The organism is Halomonas sp. DP5N14-9 (assembly GCF_019802175.1).
Taxonomy (GTDB): domain Bacteria; phylum Pseudomonadota; class Gammaproteobacteria; order Pseudomonadales; family Halomonadaceae; genus Halomonas; species Halomonas litopenaei.
This window is the reverse complement of sequence record NZ_JAHVHR010000024.1, coordinates 65,073-83,065: the sequence shown is the minus strand read 5'-3', so window position 1 is coordinate 83,065 and position 17,993 is coordinate 65,073. Positions and strand designations below refer to the sequence as shown.

Sequence of the window (17,993 nt, the reverse complement as noted above, 5' to 3'; positions counted from 1 at the left end):
GTCCGTATGCACATACGCCACGCCACCCACCCTCAGCTGATCAACACCGGTCACCGCTTCGCCCGAATTGCCTCGAAGCCACCCGACGATCCCGGCGCAGCGCTGCCGTGGCCTGAGCTGGTGCGCTTCAAGCATGAGCTCGACCGTGAGCCCTGCCTTCGCTGGCTGATCGACGGCACCAAGCACCTCGGTCACCAGTCGAGCAGCCTCAACGCGCTGTTCCGCCTGATCGAAGTGATCGACTACCATGGCCGGATCGAGGTCTACTACGTGGATGACGACCCGCGACTATTGGGCGACACCACGGGCAAGCTGGACCACTTGATCCCTGAACTGCAACGCCAGGGACAGAGTTCCTTCCATCATCGTCATGCTGGCGCCCAACTGCACTTCCAACGCCTGCAAGCCGAGCGGTCACCTTCAGTCCCGGTACGCTTCGGTGTCACCTGTGGTGCCGACAGGATGGATATCAATTACGCCAGGGTATTGAACGTCGACACCTTCCTGCGCCTGCAGCCGTACCTGTGGGACGACCTGGCGAATCAACGCAGGGATCCCTTCTTCGTGTCCTCGCGTCTCGAGTGTCGCGACGGGCGGCAGCTCTACCTTTGCGATGCCTGGCCTGCGCTTCGCCAAGCGCCGCTGGCGCTGGCCACCGCGCCCGAGCAAGCCGCCCGGCTCAGCGACAACGACAACGACAACGACAACGACAACGACCGGCAAGTGTGGCCAGTCTATGGCCTTCACCACTTTGTCGATCACTCCCACCGAATGGCCCTACGGATAGGTCTGTGCGCCGCAGTACTCTGCGCCAGACACCAATCACCACTTCAGCTGATCTTCTGTTGCCCATTGGCGCAGCAACGCCCCTGGCGTCAGAAGGTGACCTCCATGCTACGGGGCATCGTGTTCACGCCCGCCGAATGGCAGCGCCTGTGGCTGGAAACAGTGAGCCGTGATCCTGGCGTGTCGAGCAGCGACACCGCCCCTGGAGCTCCGGCAGTGATGACGTGCGAGCGCCAGCAACCGCATGTCGGCAGTATGCCGGCTCTTGTCCTGGTGTTCGCTGGCCCCTCTCCTCCAGGGCAATATCGAGCCTGGCTATCCTCCTCGCGCCTTCCCGCCGTGCTCGAGGGACTTGCCAGTATCAATGAGGCACTTCAGCACGGATCACCCTGCCTACAATTGCTACGAGCAGAGTTTGCCAGCAAGTCGCTGTGCGAACAGCTCCGTCGCCACCACGGCCAGGCGCCTCTGATCAAGCGTCTAGCGATGGCGGCACGGGCTCTGCAAGCGCCGCCGCGCGCCTCCGCTGACACAACGCCAGCGACAATCGATAGCGCCGATTTGCTGGCGGTTCGTCTTTTGCTGAGCATCTGCGAGGACCTGTCTCGACCCTCGTCGCCACTCGACAGGCTATTCCGCGAACATCACGCCTGGGCGACACGCCCCCAGCGTGACAAGCTACTGCTGGGACTGTTGGCGCTAGCCATTCACAGCGAAGAAGAAGCAGAGGACGGTGCCACCGCATTGGCAAACTAACGTCAGCCCAGACAGACAGGCAATACGACATCCCGAGCCACAGCTCCACCAAGGCGCCACACCTTGCCGGGGCTGACGTGGAGGGATGCTTGCCAATACGTCACGCCTCTTGGATTCGGGTCGCCGTAGCTCGCTCGAATCCACCGAGCACCTTGGCCACATTGACGCCGATCTCTTCCACCGCGTAGCCGCCCTCCATCAGGATGACGGTGGGCAGGCCCAGGCTTGCCAGCCGACGCCCCATGTCGAGGAAGTCATCGCTCTTGAGGCGGAAGCTCGAGATGGGGTCGCCTTCGAAGGTATCGACACCCAGCGACACCACCAGAAGGCTTGCCTGCTTGTCGCTGATCTCGGCCAGGGCAAGCTCCAGGCGCTCGCGCCAGGTGGCATAGTCGGTACCCGGCGGCAGCGGATAGTTGACGTTGTAGCCAAGCCCCGGCCCCTCGCCCTTCTCGTCGGCGTGGCCGAGATAGTAGGGAAAGCACTGGTCCGGGTCGCCGTGGATCGACTGGGTCAGGACATCGTCACGGCCATAGAAGATCTGCTGGGTGCCGTTGCCGTGGTGGAAGTCGACGTCGAGGATCGCCACCCGAGCGTGACCATCGTCGAGCGCACGCTGGGCCACGATGGCCGCATTGTTGAAAAAGCAGTAGCCACCGAACTGATCACTGGCGGCGTGATGCCCCGGCGGGCGGCACAGGCCGAAGCTCGGCTGGCCGCTGGAAGCGGTGTGCTCGTAGGCCGACAGCGCCACGTCCTTGCTGGCCATCGCCGCCTCGAAGGTGCCGGGGGAAATCGAGGTGTCGCCACCGAGGGCATAGTAACCAAGCTTGCCCCCGACATGGCCGGGAATACGATCTTCGCGCATGGTACGCGTCGGCCAGATGGTAGGGATGGCCTCGCCGCCGTGACCGGCGGCCTGCCATTCGTCCCAGCAGGTCGAGAGAAACTCGACGTAGGCTGCATCATGCACCGCCAGCACCGGCGCCAGGCCGTGCTCCCTCGGCGCGGCGACCGGTCCGACACCGCTGTCACGGAGCTGTGCGAGCACCAGGTCGACCCGCTCGGGGCACTCGAAGGGGGTCATCAGCTGGCCATCGTGGAGTTCGGTCCTGGCACGACGCAGCTTGGTCGCTTCACTGTGGTACACCTGCATGCTTGCATTATTCCTTTTGTTGACCGGCGACGGGTTGACCGACAACGCCTTCAGCGCAAATCGGGCGAACGTATTGTGCCGCCGGGCCCGTCAACAAGGGAAGCCCGACGACCGGCGCCGGGCTTCATCATCAAAAGGCTTTTCTGTCAGGGCTCTTGTCAGAGCTTGCTTGTCCGAGGGCTTCTCAAGCGGCCGTGCGTGACGGTGGCTCAGCCCTGCCCCTCGAGCTGGCGTTCCAGTTCGCGACGCACGTTCTCGTCCAGCGACAGCGCGGTGCCCAGCTCGTCCAGCCAGGCACGCTCCATGGCATTCTGGTCGTCGATCACCGCGGCGCTGGCCAGGTACATCTCCCGCGCCGCCTGGGGCGAGTCGGCCTGACTGGCCAGAGCCTGGGCGTCCAGCGGCGCCTGGAGCTGACGCTCGACCCAGGCATGCAGCTCATCATCGGCCCCGAGCTGCTGAATCTGCTCGCTGATCAGGGCGCGCTCCTGGGAGTCGATGTGGCCGTCGGCCCGGGCCGCCATGATCACCGCCTGCAATACCTCCAGGCTACGCCGTTCCTGGGCCTCGCCGCCGAGCTCCTCCAGCGGAGCCCCTTCACCGGATTGAGCCCCCTGAGACGCGGGGGTGGCCTCGTCACCGCCACGGGACTTCTGCCAGGCCTTCCAGGCCAGCATGCCGACGCCGGCGATGGCGCCATACTTGATCGCCTTGCCGCCCATGCTGCGGCCGCGCTTGGACCCCATCAGCATACCCAGCGCGCCGCCGCCGAGCAGGCTCTTCATGTCCATGCCGCCGCCACCGCTGGACGACGACGAGCCCCCGGACAGCTGGGACGAGACACTGCTGATCAGCCCCTGCACGTCGAAGCCGCCCTTGCCGGAAGACGAACCGCCGGAAGACGAACCGCCGGCCTGTTTCATCAGTTGGTCGAGCAGGTACTTGGCATTCATATCGCACTCCTCCTTGGTCGATGGTCATTGGAAAGCTCGACGACGGCGAGGTTCCCTGAATACGAGCCGCCGTCTCGATTCAACCGCGGACAAGGGCCCATGGCGTCACCATAGCCACTGGCACCAGCCTTGGCCTCCTGTTTTCTCCATCCAGATCAAGCCCCCTGAACGCAAGGACCCGCCAAGCGAACTTGGCGGGTCCTTGTCCAGCGGCGCATCCCGCTGTCGGCTCAGATGTCGGCCCGGGGTCAGCGTGCCATCTTTACCATCTGGCGGTTGACGAACTCATCCATGCCATCCTTGCCAAGCTCGCGGCCGAAGCCAGAGCGCTTGACGCCACCGAAGGGCAGCTCGGCTTCGCTGCCGGGCGGCTCGTTGATGTGGACCATGCCCACCTCGAGACGATTGGCCAGCTCGAGCGCTCCCTCCGGGTTGGAGGTCTGGATCACTGCACCCAGGCCATAGGGCGTGTCGTTGGCCAGGTCGATCGCGTCCTCCAGATCGGCGGCGCGGTAGACCACAGCCACCGGTCCGAACAGCTCCTCCTGGAAGATGCGCATGTCGCGGGTCACGCCGGTCAGCAGGGTCGGGGCGTACCAGGCGCCAGCGCGATCCAGGCGCTTGCCGCCGGTGACCAGGGTCGCGCCCTGGCGGATCGCGTCCTGAACCTGAGCATCCAGATTGGTCAGCGCCTGCTCCGAGGACATCGGTCCCATCACGGTATCGTCCGCCATGGGATCACCGACCTTGATCTGCTCCACCGCCTCGCGGAAGGCCGCCAGGAAGTCATCGTAGACGGCGTCGTCGACAATGATCCGCTTGGCCGCGTTGCAGGCCTGACCGCAGTTGCCGAAACGTCCCTGCACCGCCTGCTTGACCGCCTGCTCCAGATCGGCGTCGGGCAGCACGAGGAAGGGATCGGAACCGCCCAGCTCCAGCACCACCTTCTTGAGCTGGCGACCGGCCTGCTCGGCCACCGCCGCGCCGGCACGCTCTGAACCGGTCAGCGACACGCCCTGCACCCGCGGGTCGGCGATTAGCTCGCCGACCTGCTCATTGCTGGCGTACAGGTTGGTGTAAAGCCCCTTGGGCGCACCCGCCTCGGTGAAGATGTCCTCGATGGCCTTGGCCGATTCCGGACACTGGGGGGCGTGCTTGAGCAGGATGGTATTGCCGTTGAGCACGTTGGGACCGGCAAAGCGCGCCACCTGATAGTAGGGGAAGTTCCAGGGCATGATGCCCAGCAGCACGCCGAGTCCCTGCTTGCGCACCTCGGCCTTGGCGCCGCCGGTGACGATGGGCTCCGGCTCCAGCCAGGCCGGACCGTTATCGGCGTAGTAGCGGTAGATGTCCACCACCACCGACATTTCGCCCAGGGCCTGGGACTTCGGCTTGCCCATCTCGCGCACGATGATATCGGCGAGCTGGTCACGACGCTGTTCGTGCAGGTCGGCGACCCGATGCAGCAGCGCCGCACGCTCGGCGGGGGTAACGTCACGCCAGGCCAGATACGCCTGATGCGCCGACTCCACGGCCTTCAGAATCTCGCCGTCGCTGGCGTCGGGGTAGGTGGCTTCGACCTCTCCGGTCGCCGGGTTGGTAACCTTGTAATGGCTCATGGCTGTTTCTCCTTGCGGCATGGCTGTGCGACCAGCCTTCGCATGGCGAAGGCTCTCGGCAGATTCAGGGGGCTAAACAGCATAGCGCCGGCCCGCCACGGTGGACAGGAGGATTCGACCAGAGTTCGGCGTGGCTGCCGAACAAATTTCTCCCCCGAGGCCTGTCGACGCTTCAGTGATCCCCGTCGCCATTCGCCGTTGCAAACTCCTCGGTATCGATATCCGCCTGCTGGGCCTCGCTGTAACGCGCACCGACTACCTGGTCCGGCGTCATCATGGCGTTGATCAGCGCAAGCGTGCCGGCATCCAGCGTCAGCGCCTCGGCGGCCAGGTTCTCTTCCTGGTGGGCAGCGGTACGTGATCCGGGGATCGGTATCACGTCCGCCCCCTGCCCTCTCAGCCAGGCCAGCGCCAACTGGGCGGGGGTGCACTCGCGCTGGCGCGCCAGCTCCTCGAACTCGGCCAGCAGGGCGAGATTGCGCGGGTAGTTGTCAGCATTAAAGCGCGGCATGCCTCGGCGCATGTCGGCCTCCTCGAGCCTGGCGGGGTCACGCAGGGTACCGGTCAGAAAGGCGCGGCCCAGCGGGCTGAACGCCACCAGCACGGTATTCGACTCACGGCAGGCGTCGAGCAGCGCGATCTCGGGGTTACGCGTCCACACCGAGTATTCCGACTGCACCGCCGCGATGGGATGCTCCCGCCGGGCCTGCCTGAGCGTCGCCGCCGACACCTCGGAGAGCCCGACCCCACCGATCTTGCCTTCCTGCTCGAGTCGTCCCAGTTCTCCCACGCTCTCCTCGATCGGCACCCGGCGATCCCGTCGATGCAGATAGTAGAGATCCAGATGATCGGTCTTCAGCCGCGAAAGGCTCTGCTCGCATTGGCGGCGCAGCGTCTCAGGCCGCCCGTCGATGCGCTTGGCACCGATCTCCGGGTCGAAGGCCATGCCACACTTGCTGGCCAGGAAGACCTCTTTACGGCGACCGGCAAGCGCTTGCCCCACGACTCGCTCATTGGCCGTCTTGCCGTAGAGGGTGGCGGTATCGAAGTGGCGGTAGCCCACCTCGAAAGCGTGCTGCAACACCCTGGCCGCCTCGGCTTCCGGCAACGGACTGCCATAGGCGTGGGACACGTTCATGCAGCCAAGGCCGATGGCTGGCGCCCGCAACCGCTCGAGCCGACGAAGGACGTCTGACATGCAATCTCCCGATCATGTTGATAAAAAACTGACAACCCACATCGAAACGACGGGATTTCCCCTTCTAAGCGTCATCGGCAGCCACTACTATCGTATTAGCCTGATTCAGCATGCCTGTTTAAGGCTACACCAGTATGCCCGCGAGACGGCCATCGCTTCTGGCAACCCCGGAAGCGATTCCCAGCACATAACGATAACCCCTAAAAAGGATAGACAACGCAGTGGACAACCTATCGATTGGCGTGGACATCGCCACCAGCCTGGCGATCCTCGGTGCCTTCGTGTCCTGGACGCTGGACAATCACCGTCAGCGGCGCATGGCTCGCGAGGTCGGCATCAATGACCAGGCCCGCGCCATCGCCGTGACCAAGGTCCAGGAAACCACCATCCAGCTGTCAAAAGACTTCAACAGCATGATCACCAACGCCGGCAAGATCGAACGACGCCTCAACCGGCTGTGGAAACAGGATGGTGTGGACGCGGTCCAGCGGCATATCGAGCAGAACGACGACTACCTGGAAGAGGTCGGCGAATACCTGCAGGCGTTCAAGGACGAGGTCTCGCGCTACTACGAGAGCTGCCACGTCCACAAGTACCTGCTGTTCCCTGTCCTCGGCAGCCTGCCCGAAGGCGACGGCATGGTCGCCAGCATCAAGAGCGACTTCGACGATATCGCCCGCTGCCATGACGAGATCAACTCAGGCTACGCCCACCTGCTGCGTGAGCTCGAAGGCGCGGTCAAGATTGCCGGACGGCTCGCCAAGGTTGACGAGCAGGATCCCGAGCACGCCGCCCTGAAAAAGAAGCTGGTCAACGCCGTCAGCAGCATCGCCTACGACCCCGACTACAAGGAGTTCATCCACTACTTCATCCCCGACGGCCAGGAAGAGGCCTTCTACCGTGAGTACGACAATCGGGAGATCCAGGACCAGGAGCTGAGTGGCGTGGTCATCGGTAACCTTTACGGCACCCTGATCAAGCGCCCTGCCCGCGCCCAGGCCATGTGCCTGCTGCTGGCGCGCCAGTCGATCCAGCGCACCCGCACCGAATGCAAGGAGGTGCTGTGCTCACTGAGCGCCGTCGCCAGCGTGCTGCTGTCGCGCAACGAAGAATCCACTCTCTCGGCGGAGATCGCCAAACTCAAGTCCGATGACTACTTTGCCCTGGATCGCGAGATCCGCTAGGGCTAGTCTGAAAAGTGCCTGCGCTCGGTAATACGGCGTTAAAAATCGGATCAAAATGCTCATTTACACCCCGTAAACTGCGCTTTCTCACCGATTTTTGCCTTGTCTAACCTTCGCTCGTCGACTTTTCGGACAGCGCCTAGGCAAGGCAGTATCCGCCTGGGCGAGGAAGAGCCGAGACGAGAAAGACAGGTAGGGGCGCCGAGCAAGGCGCTCCGCTGTGTAAACAGGAAGTTCCTGGTATCGCAGCGCGGGCGGCGCATCAGACGGACGACACACTGCTTGCCGCTGTTGCTGCGGCCAACCACCCTTGGGTCCCGGTCGATCTTGCGATAGCCCCCTACTCCTCCCCTCCCAGGTCTGACATCCTCGCCCCCCAACAGAACCTGATTGCCTCTTTCCCGCTCAGGCGAAGGGTCACGGTGCCTCGCATATCAGCCAATGAGACACTTGAGCCACGGATGTTCGAGACCATGCTGGGCGAAGTATTGCAAAGGCAATCAAGCGCCGGCTGATACACGCCAAGGCGTCCCACACGATGATGAAATGAGCCATATCCAGGCCATGATACAGAGCAAGCGCAATGGTGAAGATTGAGTAGTCAGTCTTGGCGCGTGAAGACGCATCCGGGATTGTTGAATTATCTCCAAGGGCAACCCTGATGCGGTGCCAAAACTCTTTCACCAGATCAAAGACAAGGTCTAACGCCTCCCCGACCACCCAAGACGATACAAGACGGGAAGGGAGCCAGGGACAGGCGAGATGGTCGCCACAGACAACTACGTTGCCGCATAGGGTCACGACCTTGGAAGATCATGGTATGTCTGACCGCACTACTTGCATGCAGTACTTGATGTTGCTGATTTTTCACTTCCCCAATGTCTTCTTTAGGAAGGGCATGTCCTCGATATCGTAGGTGAGTGCTGTCAATATATCAGTTATTTCCTTCTCTGATTACAGCCCTGCAATCAATGATTATTCTCACAGTAGAACCAGTGTTCGGCCTCGGTTCTTTCGCAGAAGGCGTAATTAACCTCGGTATTTTCCTCTATCGCCTTCTCCACGCTATCCACTATTATTTCTTCAAACAGGTCGTCAGAATCATATTTGTAATACATGTAATTACGAAAAATATCAAAGCCTCTAGAAATTGAATAGGCAGATGAACAGCTATATTCTGAACAGCTTAAGGATGCCCGGCTAAACCCTGCCTCCCGCATTCTACCACGAAGCCACTTCACCTTTTCCGCATCAAGGCCATCAGGTTTTGTGGTAAAGGGACGTATAAAAATGTCATCACCTTCATACATCTCTTCAAGCTTACCCAGTATGTCACCCATCCTATCCAAGACGTCATCGGGAGGTTGTCTTGGCCATAGATACGCCAACAGACTACTAACAAGCAGCAGTAAGATACCCCCGATGACTCTCTTTTTCATTGTTTATATTCTCCGGCTTCTGGCTAATGCACAGTCGTGACGCACTTTTGAAGCCACCCTGATTGGACAAGGCGCTGAGGATACTTTATCTTACCCAGCATTAGTGGATACCAATGCTGGGTAAGATCAACTATTTGGGTGTGATAACTGATCTTATGGATCTGCCACTTTCTCAATGTCTTCTTGAGGGAGGGCATGTCCTCGATGTCGTAGGTGAGTGCTGTCAATATATCAGTTGTTTCCTTGTCTTGTTACATCGGCACAATCAGTGATTGTTCTCACAGTAGAACCAGTGTTTTACTTCGGTTCTTTCGCAGAAGGCGTAAATGATCTCAGTGTTTTCTTCTATTGCCTTCTCGACGCTATCCACTATTATTTCTTCAAGCAGATCGCCTGAGTCATATTTGTAATACATGTAATTACGAAGAATATGTAAACCTCTAGCAATTGAGTAAACTGATAAACAGCTATGTTCTGAGCAACTTAATGACACACGACCAAGTCCAGCTTCACGCATTTCACTCCGAATCCATTTAACCCTTTCTTCATCAAGACCATCAGGCTCCGCATTGTACGACCATATAAAAATTGTCTCACCATCATACATCTCTTCAAGCTTACCAAGTATCCCCTGCATCCTGTCCAAGACGTCATCGGGGGGTTGTCTTGGCCATAGATACACCAACAGGCTACTAACAAGCAGCAGTACGACACCCCCGACGACTCTCTTTTTCATTGTTTATATTCTCCGGCTTCTGGCTAATGCACAGTCGTGACGTACTTTTGAAGCCACCCTTATTGGATAAGGCGCTGAGGCTACTTTCTGCATCACGATATCAGCAGTAAGTGCTGAAGGGTCAGGGTATTCGTGGTATAACTCGAAACCTAAACGTATTGAGAGGTTATCCGTCACATCATCAAACTTACGTAGACTAAGCCACCAACCGGGAATCTCCGATCTATAGGTGACTTCCTGTCCATCATGCAGAGTGTCGGAGCCAACCTGCTCAAGCCCTGCACCATCCAGCATCAGCCCTTCGGAGAAGCCACAGTACAGGCTGACATAGCCGTAGTGGATGTTCGCCCAGATATCGTAGTAGTACTCGCATTCACCGTATTTGTGATGGTATCGATAGGAGGACTTACCGAGTGATGAGAAATCACCATCTCTATTGCTACTGATCCTGCTTTTATGATCCCAATCACCATCCTCCCTCACCATCAACGTCCACAGGGCAAGAGCGAATACCTTACCGGGAGCTTTCGGCATCAAGAAGTTTCGGATGTTAGCCAGCATGGGGTAGTCACCGCTCATGCTATTCAGCTCTTCCGTGAACACCTCAACGAAAAGCTCTCTGCTCTGCCCGTTCCAAAGTGACATCATCCGGCCTGGCCGAGACACGACATTCCGCTGAATCTCGTCTACGATGTACGCAGCCAGGTCCAGTGCTTGGTCAGGATGGTTACAGGAAGACTCAGCCGGTTCCGTATTGGCGAAGGACTGCCGGATTCCAGCACCAGGGTACTGTCGTCGTGGTGACACCACTGAGTCGTAATGGGCCTGTGCGGAAGGCTGACGATCATCCCCCAGTGCATGCACGCCATTCATGGAAGAAATCAGGGTCGCCCCACAGGCCGTGTGACAGCCATCAAAGGCAACGGATTTACCATTGACCGTGATGGTAGGATGTCCCTCGACAATAGGGCAGACACCATGCCCCTTGACTGGACATGCGACCATATCACCAACAACAGCAACCTGCTTTCCGTGGACGATGTAATTCGCTTGACCGGAGACCACTCTTCCACCGTGCGAGCTGTAGTCTCCAACGAAAATTGCTCCATCCCCTGGATTGAACATATGCAACGCTCCCTGCGCCATCGCTCAGACAAGGGATCATAGTACTGCCGGCAGCAACAACATGATGGCTGATTATATGCAGAACCAACCTGCAGAAACGTTCCTAAATTAAAGAAAAAGCGAACGCCACAATCACGCGGACACTTTGCATTTATTACCTTCGTCAAGTGCCTGCAGTTTATACCCGCCGAACGACGACGCGGCCCCTGGATATCCGACCAGGCGCTAGGCTCTAACTAGTCCCAGATGAGGCCTCATTTAATAGCCGGACAACACCTCCAGCGTCTTGAAGCTGACGCCTTCTCGTTGCTGATGTCAGCGGTAACTCTCGAGAAGCTGTGATAAGCCCGGATCGGCTGGCGCTGCTGGTCCTGCGCTGCGAATCGGTGTCGGCTTGGTCGTTGCCGCCAGAGGCACCAAGGCACCACAAGCCTTGTCATCGCCCTCGTTGGCTGCGTGCTGGGTCAGCAATTCATGGCTCTCCAGCAGTAGTGCAGCCGCGGCGACCATGGCTTCTCGCCGACAGCGAGTCCTTAGCGAACGGCGTATCTCGGTCTTGCCTATGGCTTGCCGCGCCCTTTCCGGCACAACAACGCGAAAGTACCCGATGCCGTGATGGGATCTGAACAGATAGGGAGCGCTGGGACGCCTGGCGCTGGAACGCTTGGAGGGTGTGAAGCTATTGCACGAAGGGAGGGTCTTGCGGGCCACGGGACGCTCTGATCCAGGCATCTTTGTACCACCTCTTTGTACCACCGGGGATCAATGAGGCAGAAGGTCCTGCAGGATCAAAGGCATGGCCTGAAATGGAGGCGGCCCCGACAGCCACATCCCGGCACACGCGTCCACCACTACCGTTGCTCCCTTCCGGGCCTGGCGGGGTTTGCGGTCTAGCGTTGCGGGAGGACCGACAGGGCCACCACAGCAAGGCGAGCTCGACAACAAGGAAATGTCGACTGCCTGAAAACGTCACCGGGCAAGGCCTGAAAAATCAGCCTCTTGCTCAGGACGCGGGCACTATACCAAGGTCATGCCCGGGCCACAAGGGCAAACCCAGTAGACTTTGCCTCAACAGTCATGCAGCGCTCGAAATGTGAGACTTCTACACTGAAGCTGTATGGTGGAAGCACCTTAACGCCTGGGAGCTCATACTCACCAGGCGTCACTTTTTGAGGATGACGACCACGAACAACCAACACCATTACGCCCACCAACGCCCATTCCAAGGAGGCGCTGCATGAACAAGGATCCCAACAAAGGCTACATCGCACTACTCGGCTGGAGCCTGAACGCCATCGAGGCCGCCGAGAATTTCGACCGTCGCTACGTTGTGGTGGCCCCGGACTGGGCCGAGGACTACTGCAAGCAGCACGATATCCCCTACGTCTCCTGGAACTTCGAACGGCTCAACGACCGCTCGCTGGAAATCGCCGAGACCCTGCGCGACATGGGCGTGGACGTGTCCATTCCGCTGTTCGAGGAAACCGTGGAGTGGGCCGGAGCGATCAACTCAGTGCTACTCGACAATCCGCGCCTCTACGGCCAGTCGCTGCTGCTGCGTGACAAGGCCCTGATGAAGCGGCGTGCGCAGCTCGGCGGTATTCGCGTCGGCATCTTCGAGGAAGCCCACGACCACCAGGACGTCATCCGCTTCCTCAAGCGGGTCAACCAGACCCTGCTCAAGCTCGACGGTGACCCCAACGACCCGATCCACCTCAAGGCCTTCGACAAGGCTGGCTGCCTTGGCCACCGGGTGATCCGCACGCCCGACGAGGTCGACACCATCCCGGAAGAGGAATTTCCGGTGCTGATGGAATCCCACCTGGACGGCTGGGAGTTCGCGGTGGAGGCCTGGATCCATGATGGCAAGATCGCCTTTCTCAACATCTCCGAGTACGTGACCCTGGGTTATTCGGTGTTCGTGCCGGCCTCGCCGGAGCTGGAGCGCTACCGCGAGCAGATCCGCGTGCAGATCGAGAAGCTGATCAAGGCCTTCGACATCGATTTCGGCCTGATCCACCCCGAGTACTTCGTCACCAGCGATGGCGAGATGTACTTCGGCGAAGTGGCCTATCGTCCGCCCGGCTTCAAGGTGTTCGAGCTGCTCGAGCGGGTCTATGGCTTCAACGCCTACCAGGCCAGCATGCTGGTGTTCGACCCCAAGACCACGCCCGAGGAAGTCGCCGAGTTCTTCCCGCGCGAAGTGGTCGACGCCAACGGCTTCGCCGGCTGTTTCGGGGTCTATCCGCGCCGCCGTGTGGTCAGCCGTCTGGAAATCCCGGAGTCGGTGGAAGACCACCCCTACTTCGAGTCACACGAGCTGACCGCGCCGCTGGAAGAGACCGTCACCAAGCGTACCGCCTTCGGTACCCACTGGGGCCTGGTCTACTTCAAGGGCGACGACGCCCATACCTTGCGCGACCTGTTGAAGGCACAGGAAGACGAGGACTACTACATCTAGGCCTGCCTGTTAAGCGCTGCCCCGTCGGGGCAGCGCCGCCGGATTGGCGACGCCGCCGCCCGAGCATGCGTATACTGGCGTCGTCCGCTCGACGTGACACGACTCGACCCCCTGATGTAGGGACTGCTGCCGGAACTCCTCCGGGAGCCAACTTCAGGACGACAAGGAGCCGGTGTGACCAACCCAGACACTCCATCCCCCGCGGATAACGACAAGCTTCGGGGCCTGCTGACCAAGCTGGACGACGCGATCGCCAGCCTTGGCGAGTCCCGGGAGTTCGCCAAACCGGCCAAGCTGCCTCGGGTCATCGATACCTGTCGCCGGGTGCTGATGCAGCCGGGAGGCTGCGCGGAAATCGAACAGCGCGCCGAAACCCTCGAACAGGCTGGCCTGTTTCTGGGATCGGACTGGGCCAGCCCGCATATTCTGATCCCCTCCCTGACCACCCAGTCGCTCAAGAGCGCCGACAGTTCGCTGGTGGTCATCGAGGCCTTGAGCGAGTTGCGCATGCTGGCAGTCGCCAAGGGACGCTATCGCCACCACCTCATTTCCGATGAGGGGGCCCACCACTACCTCACCCAGGTCATGGCGATCAATCTGCCGCTGCTGTTTTCCGCCCCGTCGGAAGCCGAGCGTGAGACCCAGGGCCGCCTGGCCGAGATTCCCCGTCAGCTGTTTCAGTACCTGGCCGAGCGCATCGGCTATGAACACGTCATCGACGAGCTGATCAGCGAGATCTGGCGGATCCTGCAGCAGCGCCCGATCCAGGTCGATCCGGTCAAGCAGATGATCACCCAGATCGCCTTGTGTCAGGCCAACCCCGAGATCGACCTGGGCGCCAGCGGCCAGGGCGCGGACCGTCTTGTCAGCTCGCTGTTCGGCCCGACCCAGGGCTGCCGCGAGGACCCGGGCATCGAAGTCTACCGCGAACGGCTAGCCAGCATGGACGCGAGAGGCCTGCAGTACGAAGCCAGCGGTTTTGCCCGGGCGATGCACGACACCGGCCTGGTGTCGCCCTATCACCCGGTGCTGCTGCGCCACCTGCTCGACTTTGGCGACAACCTGCTGTCCGAGGCGCTGGGCCTTTCGTCCACCGGCCGCGATTGCCTGCTGTGCTACTGCGATCTGGTCCACACCATGGTGCGCACCGCCATCTATCCCGAGACCGCCCAGGCCGTCTATGGACTGGCGCTGACCCTGGAACGTGGCATCCTTTACCAGCCACCGGTGGCGCCGGCACTGTGGCGGCAGCTTGGCCTCAAGCTATCCGACTGGTCCGAGGCGCGACTCCACGCCGCCTTCGGTGATGGCGTGTCCTACCGGGCCCGCCTGATGGAAGGAGTGCTGTGCATGCTGGGCCTTCCATTGGGGGTCGGCCAGGGCAACAACCCGACCTGCCAGTCGGCGCGAGCGCTGTCCATGTGGGCCTACAACGACCCGGACTATCTGTTGCAGATGGTGGCCTGGGCCGCCCGCGACGATGAGATCCTGATGCACTTCGAAGGCCAGCCGATCTCGTCTCAGGAGAGCATCTCCGGCGTCGCACAGACCCTGCCGCTGGACCTTGATCCAGTGTCGCTGCTGGTGGTGCCGCACCTGGACCGTATCTACGCCGAGATGGGGCGTCGCTGCCTGGGCCGTGAGGGAGACCCCCACCGCTGGGTCAACCCGGAGTTCCATGGCTGGTGGGCAGGACGCGGGTTTCGTATCAATGTCGACGTGGCCACCGGCCAGCTCACCGACCTGGATACCTTCCTGCGCCATTTCTATGCGAGCTACCACCCCTACTACAACGGTAACCAGCCGCTGATTCACCCCCAGCCCGCCGGCATCGCCGTCACCGACAGCGCCGGGCGCTTCATCGGCTGGCATGCCATCACCGTGTTGCGGGCCTCGCTGGATCCGTCGGGACAGATGCGCATCTACTTCTTCAACCCCAACAACGATAGCGGCCAGGACTGGGGCATGGGCGTGAAGGTCAGCACCTCCAGCCACGGCGAGCGCTTTGGCGAGGCCTCTCTGCCCTTCGAGCAGTTCGCCTCGCGTCTGTACATCTACCACTACGACCCGCTGGAGCACGGCGAACTGGCCCAGGTCGACCAGCAGGAACTCGACCGCGTCGTCGCCATGATTCAGGAAAGCTGGGGCGCCGACCGCATCCCGGCAGGTGGCCTACAGGCCGACGAGGGAATCTAAAACGCCACTGGCCCGGACTTGGCGGAAGAGTGCTTCCTTCCGCCAAGTCCGGGCCAGTGCCCTTCCCTCTACCTGTGTAAACCTTTTGGAAACGTCGTCCAGACACAACAGACACCGACCACACGGTGTCAGAGGTCCTGCTACCCTCGCCGCCACCCGACTCGGCTTGCCGGGCCTGCCGGTGCATGAATGTCTGGATTCAAGGTCGTCTAGCTCATTAACGTCGCCATCATGCACTTGCCACGTGCAATTCTCAGCTAGCCATAAATTGCCGCTTCCCTCGAGACTCATCCCCACAGCCAAGGTTACAGACCGACTGACGAGTAAATGGATGGGATCTGTGATATTTGAAGGCAATACATGGGAAGCATATGAGGCTATGCCTGAAAAAGACAAGCGACTTCACAAGCCTTATGCAAACTGCTCAAAGAAATGCTTGGATCTGACGCTGCCTCTTCCGGCTTGGGGAAACCTGAACCGCTGAAACACAGTCTTTCTTGTCCCTGGTCAAAATGGATTTCACAGAAAGCTCGTTTGATATATCGCCCCCATGATAAATCCATTTACCTCTTCGACATTGCTGGACACCACGATGAGTACTAACGCCGCCCTTAAGCGGTGACAAAATATTGGTTAAAAATCTTGGTTATACTGGATAGTCGAATCGCCGCGTTTTGAATCCATCTTCAACGACATTGTTATATACCTTCCCACTCCGTAGATAAAACGGACATTAATACTTTATCTACGAAATTACCATTACGAAAACCTGACTGTCGCATCACACCTTCGTGTTGGTAACCTGCGTTAGCATAAGCTCTGATCGCAGCTTGATTAAGAGAACTCGCCGTGAGTTGTACTCTATGCAATCCTAGAGTTCGTATAGCATAGTCTGTGACTACTTTTGTTATTGATGTACCGACACCCTTACACCAATAATCTTTTTCGCCTATCAGAATAAAATACTCGCAACTTCGATTTAGAGCGCTTATTGAGGATAGACCAGCATAGCCAATTATCCGATCATCATCTTTACTGCATATCCCGAAAGATACATTCTTAGCATTAGAGTTTATAACCAAAAGCCACTTCTCTATATCTGACCTTGACTGAGGATACGCGTACAAAGAAAGAATATAGAGAGTCACTTCACGGTCTCGGGACCATTTATAAAATGCTTCAGAATCTCCTACATCCAATGAACGCAAGTAATAACCATCTATTTCTAATTGCATAACTCTCCTTATAAACAATGACTGGAATACAGCACCGAGTTAAGTAGCACTCAACGACGCCACCATACTTTAACCATTATTCCGAAAACACAAAATTCAAATAAAACCAAAATGCCGAGCGCTGGAAACCTGCCTTGAACGCTTTGTCATGTTCGTAGCCATTTGTACATGACGTAGCTATCAACTAACCCTAGATGAGCATGATTATATGCCTTAGGGATTTTACCTATGATATGAAACCCTAACTTCTCCCAAAGCTTCACGGCAACTTCATTGGTAGAAACAACGCTGTTAAATTGCATCGCGTCAAAACCGAGACTTAGCGCCGTTTCCTGCGAATGTTCACACATAAGTCGTGCAATGCCCTTACCTCTCGCTTCGCTTGAGACCATGTATCCACAGTTACATATATGGCTACTCGGCCCCATTGCATTTGGTTTAATGTAGTAAGAGCCCAAAACGACGTCATTTTCTACAAAAACAAAAGCTTTCAATGGGGATTCGCACCAAAGATCAAATGCCTGTTCCAATGTCATATCGGGGTCGAAGGCATAGGTTTCCTGAGCCTGAATAACCGCTGAAAATGTTGGCCAAAACGACTCGAAATCGGCTTTAGTGATTTCCCTGATCATGATTTTTCTCTTAGAACATGACGCCGCCATCACAGGCCGAGGTAACTTTCGGCATTTCTGTGAATGCATAAAAGGTGTGAGTTACCGAAGGTCGTGTGCATGACCTGGTTATGTGTTTTTCCTGATTTATACGCATAGTCTTTGTATTTGACCACGAATTCTTTTGCCTGATCCAAAGTGTCTGGGTAAGGAATTACATCATGATGCCCCGGGCCAATTCTTATTTTTTGAAACCTGAAGCCATGATCAAATAGAAAGGCTACTTTTTCCCATTGTTTCAGACCGGATTTTTTTGGTGATTTGAAATGCCGACCGAAATTGTGTGCTTCTCCACCACAATCAGGACAAGTGAGTTCACTTGGACATTGTGCAGAAAAAATCATACCTACGTTTGAAAGACTTCCTGCAAGTCAAACAAGCAAATGCCATATTATAGGGAGTGGGCACAATCTCTCCTCTTACACATAACGCCCAGCGTAACCGGTTGGCTTTTCAGCGTCAGCGGAAAAGCCAGTCC

General features: G+C 58.5%; 16 protein-coding genes and 1 other RNA gene. 5 read left to right on the top strand and 12 right to left on the bottom strand.

The window, feature by feature from the left end:
* Positions 1-6: 6 nt before the first annotated feature.
* On the top strand, positions 7-1,542 hold the full coding sequence (locus KUW00_RS13335; protein WP_222569291.1) for a hypothetical protein: 1,536 nt from the start codon (positions 7-9) through the stop codon (positions 1,540-1,542).
* A gap of 100 nt (positions 1,543-1,642) precedes the next feature.
* On the opposite strand, the gene KUW00_RS13330 is transcribed toward KUW00_RS13335, so the two are convergent.
* From KUW00_RS13330 to KUW00_RS13315, 4 genes are all read right to left on the bottom strand, one after another.
* Positions 1,643-2,698 (bottom strand): histone deacetylase family protein, encoded by a 1,056-nt coding sequence (locus KUW00_RS13330; RefSeq protein ID WP_222569290.1) that lies wholly within the window; start codon positions 2,696-2,698, stop codon positions 1,643-1,645.
* A gap of 209 nt (positions 2,699-2,907) precedes the next feature.
* Positions 2,908-3,651: a tellurite resistance TerB family protein gene (locus tag KUW00_RS13325; protein ID WP_222569289.1), complete on the bottom strand. Its 744-nt coding sequence runs from the start codon at positions 3,649-3,651 to the stop codon at positions 2,908-2,910.
* A gap of 248 nt (positions 3,652-3,899) precedes the next feature.
* Positions 3,900-5,270 carry an NAD-dependent succinate-semialdehyde dehydrogenase gene (locus KUW00_RS13320; RefSeq protein WP_108132613.1) on the bottom strand — a complete coding sequence of 457 codons (1,371 nt, stop codon included), beginning with the start codon at positions 5,268-5,270 and terminating at the stop codon, positions 3,900-3,902.
* A gap of 172 nt (positions 5,271-5,442) precedes the next feature.
* Positions 5,443-6,468 carry an aldo/keto reductase gene (locus KUW00_RS13315; protein WP_222569288.1) on the bottom strand — a complete coding sequence of 342 codons (1,026 nt, stop codon included), beginning with the start codon at positions 6,466-6,468 and terminating at the stop codon, positions 5,443-5,445.
* Positions 6,469-6,689: 221 nt separating this feature from the next.
* Here KUW00_RS13315 and KUW00_RS13310 point away from each other — a divergent pair, with 221 nt between their 5' ends.
* Positions 6,690-7,652 (top strand): hypothetical protein, encoded by a 963-nt coding sequence (locus KUW00_RS13310; protein ID WP_222569287.1) that lies wholly within the window; start codon positions 6,690-6,692, stop codon positions 7,650-7,652.
* Positions 7,653-8,620: 968 nt separating this feature from the next.
* On the opposite strand, the gene KUW00_RS13305 is transcribed toward KUW00_RS13310, so the two are convergent.
* From KUW00_RS13305 to ffs, 5 genes are all read right to left on the bottom strand, one after another.
* A complete protein-coding gene (locus tag KUW00_RS13305) occupies positions 8,621-9,091 on the bottom strand; it encodes a hypothetical protein (RefSeq protein WP_222569286.1) in 471 nt (156 codons plus the stop codon).
* 265 nt (positions 9,092-9,356) lie between these two features.
* A complete protein-coding gene (locus KUW00_RS13300) occupies positions 9,357-9,827 on the bottom strand; it encodes a hypothetical protein (RefSeq protein ID WP_222569285.1) in 471 nt (156 codons plus the stop codon).
* Positions 9,828-9,830: 3 nt separating this feature from the next.
* The gene (locus tag KUW00_RS13295; RefSeq protein WP_222569284.1) at positions 9,831-10,952 is read right to left on the bottom strand and encodes a PAAR domain-containing protein; all 1,122 of its coding nucleotides are present in this window, start codon (positions 10,950-10,952) and stop codon (positions 9,831-9,833) included.
* Between the two features lie 315 nt (positions 10,953-11,267).
* The gene (locus tag KUW00_RS22670) at positions 11,268-11,684 is read right to left on the bottom strand and encodes a DUF6538 domain-containing protein (RefSeq protein WP_409996292.1); all 417 of its coding nucleotides are present in this window, start codon (positions 11,682-11,684) and stop codon (positions 11,268-11,270) included.
* 84 nt (positions 11,685-11,768) lie between these two features.
* Positions 11,769-11,865, bottom strand: an RNA gene (gene ffs, locus KUW00_RS13290) — signal recognition particle sRNA small type.
* A 324-nt stretch (positions 11,866-12,189) separates the two neighbouring features.
* Between ffs and KUW00_RS13285 the strand changes: the two genes are divergently transcribed.
* From KUW00_RS13285 to KUW00_RS22430, 3 genes are all read left to right on the top strand, one after another.
* Positions 12,190-13,413, top strand: coding sequence for an acetyl-CoA carboxylase biotin carboxylase subunit family protein (locus KUW00_RS13285; protein WP_045993197.1), 1,224 nt, complete (start codon positions 12,190-12,192; stop codon positions 13,411-13,413).
* Positions 13,414-13,587: 174 nt separating this feature from the next.
* Positions 13,588-15,609 carry a hypothetical protein gene (locus KUW00_RS13280; protein WP_213231853.1) on the top strand — a complete coding sequence of 674 codons (2,022 nt, stop codon included), beginning with the start codon at positions 13,588-13,590 and terminating at the stop codon, positions 15,607-15,609.
* Positions 15,610-16,041: 432 nt separating this feature from the next.
* Positions 16,042-16,212 (top strand): type II toxin-antitoxin system YoeB family toxin, encoded by a 171-nt coding sequence (locus tag KUW00_RS22430; protein ID WP_261392163.1) that lies wholly within the window; start codon positions 16,042-16,044, stop codon positions 16,210-16,212.
* Positions 16,213-16,307: 95 nt separating this feature from the next.
* On the opposite strand, the gene KUW00_RS13270 is transcribed toward KUW00_RS22430, so the two are convergent.
* The 3 genes from KUW00_RS13270 to KUW00_RS13260 all read right to left on the bottom strand — a co-directional run bounded on the left by KUW00_RS13270 (position 16,308) and on the right by KUW00_RS13260 (position 17,859).
* Complete coding sequence (locus tag KUW00_RS13270) at positions 16,308-16,844, bottom strand: GNAT family N-acetyltransferase (protein ID WP_222569283.1); 537 nt, start codon at positions 16,842-16,844, stop codon at positions 16,308-16,310.
* A gap of 146 nt (positions 16,845-16,990) precedes the next feature.
* Positions 16,991-17,476, bottom strand: coding sequence for a GNAT family N-acetyltransferase (locus KUW00_RS13265; protein WP_222569282.1), 486 nt, complete (start codon positions 17,474-17,476; stop codon positions 16,991-16,993).
* A 29-nt stretch (positions 17,477-17,505) separates the two neighbouring features.
* Positions 17,506-17,859, bottom strand: coding sequence for a hypothetical protein (locus KUW00_RS13260; protein WP_222569281.1), 354 nt, complete (start codon positions 17,857-17,859; stop codon positions 17,506-17,508).
* Positions 17,860-17,993: the final 134 nt, after the last annotated feature.